This is a genomic window from Lampropedia hyalina DSM 16112 (genome assembly GCF_900129055.1).
Lineage (GTDB): Bacteria > Pseudomonadota > Gammaproteobacteria > Burkholderiales > Burkholderiaceae_C > Lampropedia > Lampropedia hyalina.
On the sequence record NZ_FQUZ01000001.1, the window covers coordinates 1 to 12,320 of the forward strand.

Here is a 12,320-nt window from a genome sequence, read left to right on the forward strand (position 1 = left end):
GGGGAAAGAAAATGGCAATTATCACCGTAGGAATCGACCTGGCCAAGAACATCTTTGCCGTGCATGGCATCCATGCCGCAGGCAAACCCGAACTGGTACGCCCCAGCGTCAGTCGCGCCAAACTGCTCGACCTTCTCGCCAGCCTGCCGCCTTGCCTGATTGGCATGGAAGCATGTTCCGGTGCCCACCACTGGGCACGGCAATTACAGAAGTTGGGCCACACTGTGCGCATCATCGCCCCCAAGTTCGTCGCTCCATACCGACTCTCAGGCAAACGCGGCAAGAACGACGCTGCCGATGCGGCTGCCATCTGCGAAGCCGTCAGCCGCCCGCACATGCGCTTTGTGCCCATCAAGAACGAAGAACAGCAAGGCCAGCTCATGGTGCATCGCGCACGGCAAGGCTACATTGAACAACGCACCGCCACCATCAACCGCATCCGGGGTCTGTACAGTGAGCTGGGCATTGTCATGCCACTGAAGGCGGCCACGGTACGCCAGCAAGGCCATCAACACCTCGAAGCCCTGCCGGGCTGGGCGCGTACCGTCATCACCGACTTGCTCGATGAAGTCCAGCATCTGGATACGCGAATTGCCCAATACGACCGCCACATTGCCAGCATGGCCCGCCAACACAGCCAGGCCCAGCAGCTCATGCAACTCGGTGGGATTGGAGAGACGACTGCCAGCGCACTCATCAGCACCATAGGCAACGGTCACGACTTTGCCAATGGCAGACAGTTGAGTGCATGGCTGGGCCTGGTGCCGGGCCAGTACAGCTCGGGAGGCAAAAGCAGGCTGGGGCGCATCACCAAGACGGGAGACCGCTACTTGCGCAGTCTGCTCACCCTGGGAGCCAGGGCCGTGCTGGCTGCGGCCATGCGCAAAACAGAGGCTGGAGGCTATGACAAGCAAGACAGCATCAGTCGCTGGGCCAGAAGCGTGGCAGAGCGCAGAGGATACTGGAAGGCAGTGATTGCGATAGCGGCCAAGAACGCACGCCTGTGCTGGGCGGTGCTGAGCAAAGGAGAGCACTTCAAGCTGCCCACCTAGAGCAGAGCATGGGTAGTCAGACAGAGGGAGAAAAGCCGACCACCGTGAGAGAGGCCATCGTTGATGAGAAGCAAGTAAAGGTCAGGACCTGCGCAGGGGAATGCTCGGTTAATTCAATGGGGAAAGAGGCAGACCATGCCCCCAGCCCCGACTAACGAATGGAGCCCCTTGCGCGCGTCTTTCATCAGGGTTTGCAGCCAGCAAACGAAGGCTGCATCAATGACCGTTTGTAGTCACGCCGTCCACAGCCCTTTACCGAGACATCATCGACCCAGGCTCCAAACAGAGTATTGGTGGAAATGAGAGACAGGCACGCCAACAGGCCTGAACCATTGCATGGCAATGATTCAGGGGGGAGTTTTATTGCTTGCTACGGTGGGGAAGCCCTTGTAGCCTGAATTAAGCCGCGCCGCGAAGCGGCTTCGGCTTGAATGAATTGTTAGCCACGGCTGCGACTTATCTGCTCTTTCATCTTGCTTATGCTGAGCATTGGGTCTGTACGATGGATTACGCGGTGGCAGTTTGAACAAACTACCGCCAGATCCTTTAACTCTGTTCTAGTTTTTCCGTCAGATTTAGAGAGTGGCAGGAGATGGTGAACCTCGCAGAACCCCTCACCAATCTCGCCGTAAGTCTCTTGAAAATCAAAATCGCAGACCTCACAGCACAGCCTTCCTGTTGCTTTAAGCGTTGCGGCTTTCTTTGCCTTTACAATTGCCGCACTTCTTTCTCGCCTCAAGTGAGCTACCAATCTTGGGTTGCCTTCTTGAATAGACTTGCTTTGGTCAACGTCGGGGAGCGGTTCGAATATCTTTCTATCAATCAAAGCCGTGACTTGTTCTACAAGTTTCCGGCTTTCTTTGCTCTCCGCAAACCAAACGTTGCTTTGCCCAATGCCACCCTTTACGGCACGCGGGATAATCAACTCCCGCTGCTCTACAGGAAGTAGTACAGCATTTTCTGCTGAGGCATTGGCCCTAAAGTAGGTTACGCCGTTCTCTGTCTGTAGCTTGTTCGGGCTTTTTATCCTTTGGAGATTGCGGTATACCGTTGCCTCTCTGTACCAGCCTACAACTACTGTGCCGCCACTCTCGGGGCCGGCTGTCCAAACGACTGTCACACCATCAATACGGTCATCCTGCTTGGAAGCACCAAGCTTCTCGATTTTTATTGACTCTCCGACGGGTTGCACGTACCCGTACAGGGTGCCTTTGTTATTAGTGAAATTACAAACTTCATGACCGATAGAGTGCTGATTGTACTTTCCGCCGCGTTCAATCGAATCGCCAGCAATGCCGTTGTACTTATTCATCCAGCCGATGTTGAAGAAGATCAACGCCATGATGTCCCCTGAGTGGCTAACGGCCAAAGTAAGCGGCTGGCCGTAGGCCAGTCCGCTTGACTGCCGGGTTAGATTGAATTTATTTTTTTACAGGACAATTTCTAGCATCGTGCCCCCTGCCATTGCAGATACTACAACGACGTGCCTCAGGACATGTTTGTGCGTTGTGCCCAGGTTTATTGCAGACGGAGCAACGATTGACGTTTGGACAATTTCTAAGAGTGTGATTACCGGCACCACAGTGACTACAAGACATAATTTGAAATACCTTTCTTTTCTATTTTTAAGAAATTCTCTCTTTGATTTCTTCTGGCGAGTAGCCTCTACTCTTTAGTTCCTGCATCGCGGCGCCAGCTTTTAGCATAGAGCTTGTTCTTTCCCGTTGAACGATACGAAACAGCTCGTCATCACCCTTGAGCGGCATTTCTTCTTTGTACTGCTTCGTACGTTCCCCTGCGGCTTTCGCTTCGCTTAATGCCGCACTTCCTGCCTTCAACGCAAGATCACCGGCTTTCTTCCAAAAACTCATGCTACGTTCTCCTTTGGACTAACACCGGAGCTAACCCGCGCCGTGAAACGGCGTCGGGTTGAGCGAATTGTTAGGCGGAACGCCACCACAAATACGAGGAACAGCAAGTGGGAATTGACGAACTGAAAAAGCAGTGGAATGCGCAAGCCGACGCGATGAATGGATGGGATGAACTTGGCATTGACGAGATCGTTGAGTTTGCACAAACCGCAGGCAAATGGCAGCCGATTGCGACAGCGCCACATGACAAGCAATTACTGCTGTACAAAGACGGCGGAGACATGCACGTAGGGCGATGGGTAAAAAACCCGTACACGGGCGACGAAGCCTTTGCGATTGCAGAGCTTGGCGAACATGGCCGTGCGATCGTTCACCCCACGCATTGGGCAGAGTTGCCCATGCCACCTAACTACATTTAGACCTACTGATGCTACAGAAAACCAGCGGCCTATGTCAATGAATTGACTGCCACTATACTCGAAAAATGTTTGCATTTGGTGATTTAGACCGCCTAAAATTTCGCGGATGGATAGATCACCAACTGTATCAGCGACACCATTGTCGCAAGATAGGGACAGGCCGGTCAAGCTGCTGGATCAGGTACGTGCAGCGATTCGGGTACGTCACTATTCCATTCGTACGGAGCAGGCTTATGTGGACTGGATTCGTCGCTTCATCTTGTTTCATGGGAAGCGGCATCCGGCTGAGATGGGTGTGGAGCATGTCACTGCTTTTTTAAGCTATTTGGCAGTGGAGCGGGGCGTTTCTGCTTCCACGCAGAATCAAGCCAAGGCTGCCTTGCTGTTTTTGTACAAAGAGGTGTTACAGCAGAATTTGCCTTGGCTGGCCGAGGTGGTGGCAGCCAGAGCGTCGCGTCGTTTGCCGGTGGTGCTGACGCAGCGCGAAGTACGGGATCTGCTGTTGCAAATGAATGGCACGATGTGGCTGGTGGCCTCTTTGCTGTATGGCACAGGAATGCGCCTGCTGGAGTGTTTGCGCTTGCGTGTGAAGGATATTGAGTTTACGCGCCGTGAAATCATGGTACGCGAGGGCAAGGGCAACAAAGACCGGGTGACGGTATTACCTGAAAATCTGCTGGTTCCTTTGCAGGAGCAATTACAAAAGGCACGGGTACTGCATCACAAGGATTTGGGGGGCGGCCTGGGCGAGGTGTATTTACCAGATGCTCTGGCGGTGAAATACCCGGCAGCGGCGCGTGCCTGGGGTTGGCAATATGTATTTCCCAGCCCGGTGCTTTCAGACGATCCGCGCACGGGCAAGCGGCGCAGGCATCATATTTACGAGCAATCGATACAAAAAGCAGTGGCTGCTGCGGCCAAGCGTGCGGGTATAGCCAAACCCTGTACACCGCATGTACTGCGCCATTCGTTTGCCACGCACATGCTACAGGCGGGTTATGACATTCGCACCGTGCAGGAGCTATTGGGACACTCCGATGTGAAAACTACCATGATTTACACCCATGTGCTCAATAAAGGTGGGCGCGGCGTGCTCAGCCCGCTGGATTCTTTATGAGCGGCCCTACAAAAAATAATCAATGCGTGATATTCGTTTTTCTTGAGTAGGCTACTGCACCGATTTGCCCCCCGCCCCCCAGGCGGCTGCTCCCAGCGTGAGCCACGCCAGAATGAGGCTGGAGCCGCCCCAGGGCACAAATGGGCGCAGGGTCTGGATGCTGGTGAGGGTCTGGAGGTAGATCAGGCCGCTGAACAGCAGTATGCCTGCCAGAAACAGCAAGGCTGCTGCCACCAGAATGCGGTTGCCCCCGGTGAGGCGGAACCACAGCCCCACGGCAAGCAGCACGACCGAGTGCAGCAACTGGTAATTGACGGCGGTGTGCATGCTGGCCCGTGCCGCTTCGCGGGCTTCGGGGGATGCGATAAAGCCCAGTCCATGGGCGGTGTAGGCTCCCATGACCACGCCGCTGGCTCCGAGCAAGGCGGCCAGCATGATGCAGAATCGTCCCATTGTCTTTGTTCCTTTTCGGGTTTCAGAATTGGCCATGACCGAGCGGCCCATGGCATTGGCATTGTCAGGCTCCGGTCTGCGCCACAGCCAGACTTGCACGCCAACCATGCAGGCAATGGCGGCAGCGACGAACCAGGGGTGCGGCACGGTCAAAACCATCAGCACGGCACAGGCCGACATGGAAGCGGTGGCCGCCCACTTGGCCTTGCGGCTGACCATTTTGCCCTGTTGCCAGTGGCGCAGCATGGCTCCAAACAAACGATGGTGCAGCAGCCACTGGTGAAAACGCGTGGAACTGCGTGCCGCCGCCCAGGCAGAGAGCAGCACAAATTCGGTGCTGGGCAGGCCCGGCACGACCAGCCCGACACATGCCAGCCCCAGACTGAGTACGGCCACCAGCAGCCAGAAGCCACGCATCCACCTGGAGCGCGAGCGTGTGGATGCGATCTCCGGCTCGGTGGCCATCGCCACAACGGGCATGGGCGTGGGTGGCATTATGGCTTCTGCGCCTCTTTGATGCGTTCGACCCGACGGCGATACTGTGCGGCTTCGGAAGATCGGCCCTGGCTGATTTTGAGGGTTTCCAGATTTTCCAGTACGGGCAACAGGCGTTCGTCATCCGTGCCCACGGCCTGCTCCAGCAGATTCAGGGCTTGCAGAAACTGTGCTTCGGCTTCGCCAAAGCGGCGTTTGCGGTAGTCGAATCCTGCCAGAAAATTCAGGGTTTGCGCCTGCCCCAGCAGCACCGGTTGTTCGCGTGGCAGTTGCTCAAAAAGGGCCAATGCCTGCTGGTGCAAGGTCTTCGATGGGTTTTCATGGCCCTGCACGCCTTCGAGTTGCGCCAGATTGCTGGTCATATGGGCCACAGGCAGGCTCACGTCGCCCTGGTGTTGCCGTGCCAGCTCCAGTGCCTGCTCCAGCAGTGGGCGGGCCTGTTCGTATTCCTTGCGTTGCCAGTGCCACAACGCCAGTTCGTTGAGGTGTCCGGCCAGTGCCGGGTCTTGCGGGTTGGCGGCACGGCGCAGTTCCACGGCCTGGCGATGCAGCGGCTCGGCCAATGCGTATTCATTCTGCTGCTGGTAGAGGGCCGCCAGCGCGGACAGGGCATTGATGCGGCTGCCATGGGGCGTTTGCCCCGGTTCGGCCTGTGCCTGGTAGAGCTGCACGGCTTGTTCCAGCAGCGGGCGTGCCTGTGCCAGTTGCCCTTGTTGCTGCAATTCCAGCCCCTGCCGCAACAGGGTTTCGGCATGCCGTGCTTGCGGCAGGGCCGTCGTGCCTTCCAGCAACCGCTGGTGGTAGGCCGCCGCCTGCTCGGATTGTCCCAGGGCGGCATGGACACGTCCCAACGATGCCAGGGCCTCCTGCTGCACCTGTGCCGTGTGGGGGTCGCTGGCATCGGCCAGCGCGTCGGTGATTTGCAAGGCACGGGCATAGGCTGGCAGGGCCTGCTGCGGCTGTTGCAGGCCATCGAGCGCGTTGCCCAGATTCAGTGCCAGCGAGGCCGTATTCAGATGCTCGCCCAATGCGGTTTCGCTGATTTCCAGTGCGCGGCGCAACAGGGCCACGGCTTCTTCCGGCTCTCCCTGCTGCTGGCGCACCAGCGCGAGGATGTTGAGGCTGCTGGCAATATACGGCTGGACATTGCCCTGCCCGGCTTCGGCCACACGCAGGGCTTCTCGGGCAGCCTGTTCGGCAGCCGCGTGATCCTGGGACTGGTAGTGTTGCTGCGCCTGCTGGTAGAGGGTCTGCCACTGGGCCTGTGTGCGTCCTTCGGCCTCTGCACCGCTGGCGAGAGCGGCACTGCCTGCCAGTGCCAGCAATACGGCGGCCAGTCCCGAACGCCACAGAGGTTTTGCGGCAGGCGAATGCGGCCATTTCATGGGCATGGCCTTCATTCAAGCCTGGGCAGGCAATGGGCAATACTGCTCGACATAGGCCAGCACCTGGGCAAATGCGGCCTGCGCACCGGCCACGGCACGGCTTTCTTCTTCGGCGGTGAGCGATACCTCATCGAGTTGTTCAATGAAGTTGCGCCAGTTGGCAGCCCGGCCATCGGGGTGAGGGGCCAGATGGCGTGCGCCGTGGCTGGCATCCAGACCCAGTTTGGCGGCAAACTTCAGCAGGAATGCCGCGCCGATATTGGAGCCTTCCACCGCATACAGCCAGCCCAGTGCCGTGGCAGCATCGATGGCAGACCCCTGGGTGAAGGCGGGTGGCGGCAGGCTTTGCGCCGGTACGGCAACGCCCAGGTCCTGCAAGTCCTGCTCCACGAGTGCCAGACGGCTGCGTTGCCCCAGTTGCGGCAGCAACTGGTTCAGATTCGGGTCATCGAACAGTGCCTGAACGTCCCGATGCAGGCGGAATTGGGTGTGCAGAAAATCGGCGTAATGCGTGCGGTCTGCAAAGGGGTTGAAGGCCATGATGCGTTGATCCAACACATCGTGAATATCGTGGGTGGCAGCTTTCAGGCGCAGGCGGCGGCTGGTTTCGGGAGTGGCGTGGTGTGCGGTCATGGCAATGCAGAAAAATGGCAAGCCCCTGCTCCCGGCAATGCCCGTTCAGTGGCATGGTTCGGGTGCGACAGGGGCCATCGCAAAAAGAGGCCGTCCACCCACACGGCATCCGTGTTGCGGGTGAAACTGCCAGCGGTGGGTTCAACAAACCCTTCGCCTTCTATAGGGAAGACGAACGAGCAGGCCAAAACCCTCCATATTTTACGAATTTTTACAACAATCGAACACAAATGCTGCTTGCGGCGGTTTTGGCGGCAGATTGCTGCGGAATCGGCTTGAGTTTTTGCGCAAGGCATCACGCCCTAGCACGTCATTCCAGTCTGCGCGCACTGCTGTCCGGAACGTTTTGGAAGAAGTTTGCCAAGTGGCCATTGCAGCCTTACTCAAAGCACCAGACATCGTCATGCCGGACTTGATCCGGCATCCAGTCGCAAAGCAAGCCATTGGCAAACAAGGTGTTTTCGCAAGCGTCGTCACTGGATGCCGGATCAAGTCCGGCATGACGTGGCGGGGATCAATACGACGCTCAAAAATGGGGCTCTCTTTTCGTGGAAATCGCAAAAGAATCCGATAGTTCTTGGCATTGCAGACATTTCCGAAATTTATTCCGGACAGCAGTGGACAAACCCAGCATGACGGGGTGATGGACATCCACCGTGGCCAGAATCGCCCTGCCTGCCCCTCAGCTTGGTGGCTACCGCACTTCGTCCACCAGACTTTTGAAGTCCTCGATGCGGTCAAAGCTGCGATAGACGCTGGCATAGCGGATGTAGGCCACCTTGTCGAGCTTGCGCAGTTCGCCCATGACCCATTCGCCTATGAGAGTCGAGGGCACTTCGCGGCTGCCCTGGGTGAAGAGGTTTTCCTCGATGCGGGCAATGGCGGTGTCCACGTCCACGGTCTTGACCGGGCGTTTGCGCAGTGCCAGATTCAGTGAGCTGCGCAGTTTGCCGACTTCGTATTCCACGCGACGGCCGTCTTTCTTCACCACGGCAGGCATCAGCAACTCTGCCCGTTCGTAGGTGGTGAAGCGTTTTTCGCAGGCTGCACACTGGCGGCGTCTGCGGATGGAGGTGCTGTCTTCCGACAGGCGGGTTTCCACGACCTGGGTTTCGGTGTGGCTGCAAAACGGGCACTTCATGGGTGCTCACCTGCCTGCGGCAGCGTGGCCGGGCACAAAAAAGCCCCTGCCAGCCCGGTGAACACCACAGGGCAAAGGCGAGGGGCATGGAGGGAGCATGGCATCCCTCTACAGTCCATTGCGAATGGCAACAGCGTCCATACGGCGGTTCAGGCTCAGCCGTACACCGGGAAGCGGTAGGTCAGTTGGTGCACCTGTTCGCGGATTTTCTCGATGTGCTTGGCATCGTGCGGATTGTCCAGCACATCGGCGATCAGGTTGGCGGTGAGGAAGGCTTCCTCGTCCTTGAAGCCACGGGTGGTCATGGCCGGGGTGCCGACGCGGATGCCGCTGGTGACCATGGGTTTTTCCGGGTCGTTCGGGATGGCATTCTTGTTCACGGTGATGTGCGCCTCGCCCAGCACGGCTTCGGCTTCCTTGCCGGTGATGTTCTTGGCGCGCAAGTCCACCAGGGCCAGATGGCTCTGGGTGCGGCCACTGACGATGCGCAGGCCACGCTGGGTCAGCACGCTGGCCAGGATGTTGGCATTGGTCAGCACCTGCTGCTGGTACACCTTGAAGTCGGGTTGCAGGGCTTCCTTGAAGGCCACGGCCTTGGCGGCAATGACGTGCATCAGCGGGCCACCTTGCAGGCCGGGGAAGACGGCACTGTTGATGGCCTTCTCGTGTTCTTTCTTGCACAGGATGATGCCGCCGCGCGGGCCACGCAGGCTCTTGTGGGTGGTGGAGGTGACCACATCGGCATGGGGCACGGGGTTGGGGTACAGGCCAGCGGCCACCAGACCGGCATAGTGCGCCATATCGACCATGAAGATCGCGCCGACTTCCTTGGCGATGCGGGCAAAGCGCGCAAAGTCAATGTGCAGGCTGTAGGCGGAGGCACCGGCGATGATGAGCTTGGGCTTGGATTCGCGGGCCTTGCGCTCCATTTCCTCGTAGTCGATTTCTTCGGCGGCATTCAGGCCATACGAGACGACGTTGAACCACTTGCCGCTCATGTTGAGGGCCATGCCGTGGGTCAGGTGGCCGCCTTCGGCCAGGCTCAGGCCCATGATGGTGTCGCCGGGCTGGAGGAAGGCCAGGAACACGGCCTGGTTGGCCGACGCGCCACAGTGCGGCTGCACGTTGGCAGCTTCCGCGCCGAACAGGGTCTTGACGCGGTCGATGGCCAGTTGTTCGGCCACGTCCACGAATTCACATCCGCCGTAGTAACGGCGGCCAGGGTAGCCCTCGGCATATTTGTTGGTCAGTTGCGAGCCTTGTGCCCACATGACGGCGGGCGAGGCGTAGTTCTCGCTGGCGATCAGTTCGATATGGTCTTCCTGACGCTGGTTTTCTGCCGTGATGGCTGCAAACAGTTCGGGATCGGCTTGTTCAACCAGAATATTGCGTTGGTACATGGTTTCGGTAGTCCTATGGTCTCTAGCAAGTCCCCGCGATGCGGGCGGGGCTACCCAGGCGAGCGATGATGGTGCGCCATGCCTCTTTCTGGTCTGTCCGGGTCAAACCGGCATCCAGAACAGCCGACGGTACGCTTCCAAGTGGTTGATGATGGAGTGGGGCAAGGCCTGTGTGCCTGCCGCCATCCATGCCACATCAGCACGGTTGCCCGGAGGGAAGACCCCTCGCAGGCAGCCCATTGCCTATCGCCAGTTGCGTACAGCCGCTAGTGTAGTGCGGCGATTCGGAAGGAATCGGGAAAACAGCGGTTTTTTGTCTCAGGCCGGGCGAAAACGGCGGTCACAGCGGCTGGCTGAGGGCATCAGGCTCCCTGCTGGCCTTCCGCCTGCAATGGCTCATCGTGGAGTTTGCGCACGTCCACACGGGTGACGCGGCGGTCGTCCATTTCGGTGATTTCCAGCCGCAGACCGGCGTATTCCAGCGTCTGGCCCACTTCCGGCAGCATCTCCAGCTCGTGCAGCATCAGGCCCGCCACGGTGGTGTACTCCTCGTCTTCGTCGGTCAGTTGGTGGATGCCGGTGGCCTGTTCCAGCGCGTGCAGGTTGGCTCCGCCATCCACGCTCCAGTGCTCGGCTCCCACAGGCTGGATGTCCAGCACTTCGCCCACGTCGGGGAATTCACCGGCAATGGCTTCGAGCACGTCCATGGGCGTGACCAGCCCCAGGATGGTGCCGTACTCGTCGCTGATGAGGGCCATCTGGCGGCGCGAGTGGCGCAGCATTTCGGTCAGCTTGATGACGGAAATGGATTCGGGCACGATCAGCGGCTGGCGCACGCTGGCCTTGGTGTCAATGCCACCGCTCTGCACCACATCGGCGAGCAAATCCTTGGCACGGGCAATGCCCAGTACGTTGTCCAGGCCGTTGCGGTCGCACACCGGGAACAGGCCGTGGGGATTGGCCACCAGTTGCTGGTACAGGTCTTCCTTGCTGGCGGTGATGTCGATCCACTCAACATCGGCACGCGGGGTCATGACGGACAGCACCGAGCGTTCGGCCAGCGTCAGCACGCCACTGACCATCTTGCGCTCCTCGTCGCCGAAAGCTTCGGGCAGGGAGTTGGCCACCTGGCTGGCTTGCGAGGAGCCAGTTTCTTCCAGGCCGTGACGGTCGCCCAGCAGACGCAGCACGGTGCGGGCCGTGCGGTCGCGGTAGGGCGTGAGCGATTCATGCCGGAGCATGTTGCGCTGCCGCCACTGATTGAGCGACTCGATCAGGATGGAGAAGCCAATGGCTGCATACAGATAGCCCTTGGGGAAGTGGAAGCCCAGGCCTTCGGCCACCAGCGTGAGGCCGATCATCAGCAGGAAGCCCAGACACAGCACCACCACGGTGGGGTGGCGATTGACGAACTGGGTCAATGGCTTGGATGCGACGATCATCACCACCATGGCGATGATGACGGCGGCCATCATCACCGGCAGATGCTGCACCATGCCCACGGCAGTGATGATGGAGTCCAGCGAGAACACCGCGTCCAGAATCACGATCTGCACCAGCACCAGCCCGAAGCTGGCGTAGCCCTTGCGGGCCGGGCCGGCGTGCAGCACGCCTTCAAGGCGTTCGTGCAGTTCCGTCGTGGCCTTCCAGAGCAGGAACAGCCCGCCACCGAGCAAAATCAGGTCTCGCCAGGAGAAATCGAAAATCCAGAAGCCAAAAATCGGGGTGGTGAGCTTGATGATCTGTGCCATCACGCTCAGCAATGCCAGCCGCATCACCAGTGCCAGCGTCAGGCCGATGATGCGGGCCTTGTCGCGCTGGTGCTGCGGGAGTTTGTCTGCCAGGATGGCGATGAATACCAGATTGTCGATGCCCAGGACGATTTCGAGCACGATCAACGTCAAAAGACCGATCCAGACGGCCGGGTCAGATAACCATTCCATAGTGATAAAAAGCCGTCACACCTTGCGGCACTCCGGCATTTGAAGTGAGGGGGAGAGGGGATGGGATACCGGCACACAGCCCGTCAATGGGGATGCAGGACTGGGTGCGGTCGAGACAACAGCCAGTCGGGAGCAACTGGCTGCCAGGGGAAAATGAAAGCGATTCCGCCGAGGGAGGTTCCATGATTGCAGGCATTCTATGTGATTCTTGGCGGCAGTGCCCATGAATTTGTGGTGGTGTGGGCGACCTGCCTCCCGCGACTGGGCGAAAACATCACACCCCATGTCCCTTGCCGGTTCGGCCATTTCCCTCTGATGGCCAGCGCGAATGGCCGGGAGCAGTTGCGCAATATATGGACGATAATCGGCCTTGTTCTGGCAACCCATTCCCGGCTGGCCGGTTTGCCCGTC

13 protein-coding genes are annotated in these 12,320 nt (G+C 58.8%); 3 read left to right on the forward strand and 10 right to left on the reverse strand.

Going from position 1 to position 12,320, the window contains the following annotated elements:
• Positions 1–11 precede the first annotated feature (11 nt).
• On the forward strand, positions 12–1,052 hold the full coding sequence (locus BUE21_RS00005; RefSeq protein ID WP_073353485.1) for an IS110 family RNA-guided transposase: 1,041 nt from the start codon (positions 12–14) through the stop codon (positions 1,050–1,052).
• 439 nt (positions 1,053–1,491) lie between these two features.
• Here the strand turns inward: BUE21_RS00005 and BUE21_RS00010 are convergent, their stop codons facing one another.
• The 3 genes from BUE21_RS00010 to BUE21_RS00015 all read right to left on the reverse strand — a co-directional run bounded on the left by BUE21_RS00010 (position 1,492) and on the right by BUE21_RS00015 (position 2,923).
• The gene (locus BUE21_RS00010) at positions 1,492–2,394 is read right to left on the reverse strand and encodes an HNH endonuclease (protein ID WP_073353135.1); all 903 of its coding nucleotides are present in this window, start codon (positions 2,392–2,394) and stop codon (positions 1,492–1,494) included.
• Between the two features lie 16 nt (positions 2,395–2,410).
• A complete protein-coding gene (locus BUE21_RS15155; protein ID WP_407656049.1) occupies positions 2,411–2,473 on the reverse strand; it encodes a DUF1010 domain-containing protein in 63 nt (20 codons plus the stop codon).
• A 204-nt stretch (positions 2,474–2,677) separates the two neighbouring features.
• Positions 2,678–2,923 carry a hypothetical protein gene (locus tag BUE21_RS00015; protein WP_073353137.1) on the reverse strand — a complete coding sequence of 82 codons (246 nt, stop codon included), beginning with the start codon at positions 2,921–2,923 and terminating at the stop codon, positions 2,678–2,680.
• A gap of 107 nt (positions 2,924–3,030) precedes the next feature.
• Here BUE21_RS00015 and BUE21_RS00020 point away from each other — a divergent pair, with 107 nt between their 5' ends.
• Positions 3,031–3,342 (forward strand): hypothetical protein, encoded by a 312-nt coding sequence (locus tag BUE21_RS00020; RefSeq protein WP_143164341.1) that lies wholly within the window; start codon positions 3,031–3,033, stop codon positions 3,340–3,342.
• 106 nt (positions 3,343–3,448) lie between these two features.
• Positions 3,449–4,459 (forward strand): integron integrase, encoded by a 1,011-nt coding sequence (locus BUE21_RS00025; protein WP_073353141.1) that lies wholly within the window; start codon positions 3,449–3,451, stop codon positions 4,457–4,459.
• A 51-nt stretch (positions 4,460–4,510) separates the two neighbouring features.
• Here BUE21_RS00025 and BUE21_RS00030 read toward each other — a convergent pair whose 3' ends face one another.
• The 7 genes from BUE21_RS00030 to BUE21_RS00055 all read right to left on the reverse strand — a co-directional run bounded on the left by BUE21_RS00030 (position 4,511) and on the right by BUE21_RS00055 (position 11,909).
• Positions 4,511–5,407, reverse strand: coding sequence for a DUF423 domain-containing protein (locus BUE21_RS00030; RefSeq protein WP_143164342.1), 897 nt, complete (start codon positions 5,405–5,407; stop codon positions 4,511–4,513).
• On the reverse strand, positions 5,407–6,792 hold the full coding sequence (locus tag BUE21_RS00035; protein WP_159435774.1) for a tetratricopeptide repeat protein: 1,386 nt from the start codon (positions 6,790–6,792) through the stop codon (positions 5,407–5,409). Before BUE21_RS00035 ends, BUE21_RS00030 begins: the two co-directional genes overlap by 1 nt.
• 15 nt (positions 6,793–6,807) lie before the next feature.
• Complete coding sequence (locus BUE21_RS00040; RefSeq protein ID WP_073353150.1) at positions 6,808–7,425, reverse strand: biliverdin-producing heme oxygenase; 618 nt, start codon at positions 7,423–7,425, stop codon at positions 6,808–6,810.
• Between the two features lie 201 nt (positions 7,426–7,626).
• Entirely contained in the window at positions 7,627–8,076 is a 450-nt protein-coding gene (locus tag BUE21_RS14285; RefSeq protein WP_143164343.1) for a hypothetical protein, read from the reverse strand.
• Positions 8,077–8,119: 43 nt separating this feature from the next.
• The gene (nrdR, locus tag BUE21_RS00045) at positions 8,120–8,566 is read right to left on the reverse strand and encodes a transcriptional regulator NrdR (protein ID WP_073353151.1); all 447 of its coding nucleotides are present in this window, start codon (positions 8,564–8,566) and stop codon (positions 8,120–8,122) included.
• Between the two features lie 155 nt (positions 8,567–8,721).
• The gene (gene glyA, locus BUE21_RS00050; RefSeq protein WP_073353154.1) at positions 8,722–9,966 is read right to left on the reverse strand and encodes a serine hydroxymethyltransferase; all 1,245 of its coding nucleotides are present in this window, start codon (positions 9,964–9,966) and stop codon (positions 8,722–8,724) included.
• Positions 9,967–10,328: 362 nt separating this feature from the next.
• Positions 10,329–11,909, reverse strand: coding sequence for a TerC family protein (locus BUE21_RS00055; protein ID WP_073353157.1), 1,581 nt, complete (start codon positions 11,907–11,909; stop codon positions 10,329–10,331).
• Positions 11,910–12,320 lie beyond the last annotated feature (411 nt).

Excerpts from the sequence above, each read along its gene's own strand:
- BUE21_RS00005 (WP_073353485.1), top strand. The coding sequence starts at position 12 with ATGGCAATTATCACCGTAGGAATCGACCTGGCCAAGAACATCTTTGCC.
- BUE21_RS00040 (WP_073353150.1), bottom strand. The coding sequence starts at position 7,425 with ATGACCGCACACCACGCCACTCCCGAAACCAGCCGCCGCCTGCGCCTG.
- BUE21_RS00025 (WP_073353141.1), top strand. The coding sequence starts at position 3,449 with ATGGATAGATCACCAACTGTATCAGCGACACCATTGTCGCAAGATAGG.
- glyA (WP_073353154.1), bottom strand. The coding sequence starts at position 9,966 with ATGTACCAACGCAATATTCTGGTTGAACAAGCCGATCCCGAACTGTTT.
- nrdR (WP_073353151.1), bottom strand. The coding sequence starts at position 8,566 with ATGAAGTGCCCGTTTTGCAGCCACACCGAAACCCAGGTCGTGGAAACC.
- BUE21_RS00035 (WP_159435774.1), bottom strand. The coding sequence starts at position 6,792 with ATGAAATGGCCGCATTCGCCTGCCGCAAAACCTCTGTGGCGTTCGGGA.
- BUE21_RS00015 (WP_073353137.1), bottom strand. The coding sequence starts at position 2,923 with ATGAGTTTTTGGAAGAAAGCCGGTGATCTTGCGTTGAAGGCAGGAAGT.
- BUE21_RS14285 (WP_143164343.1), bottom strand. The coding sequence starts at position 8,076 with ATGTCCATCACCCCGTCATGCTGGGTTTGTCCACTGCTGTCCGGAATA.
- BUE21_RS00055 (WP_073353157.1), bottom strand. The coding sequence starts at position 11,909 with ATGGAATGGTTATCTGACCCGGCCGTCTGGATCGGTCTTTTGACGTTG.
- BUE21_RS00030 (WP_143164342.1), bottom strand. The coding sequence starts at position 5,407 with ATGCCACCCACGCCCATGCCCGTTGTGGCGATGGCCACCGAGCCGGAG.
- BUE21_RS00010 (WP_073353135.1), bottom strand. The coding sequence starts at position 2,394 with ATGGCGTTGATCTTCTTCAACATCGGCTGGATGAATAAGTACAACGGC.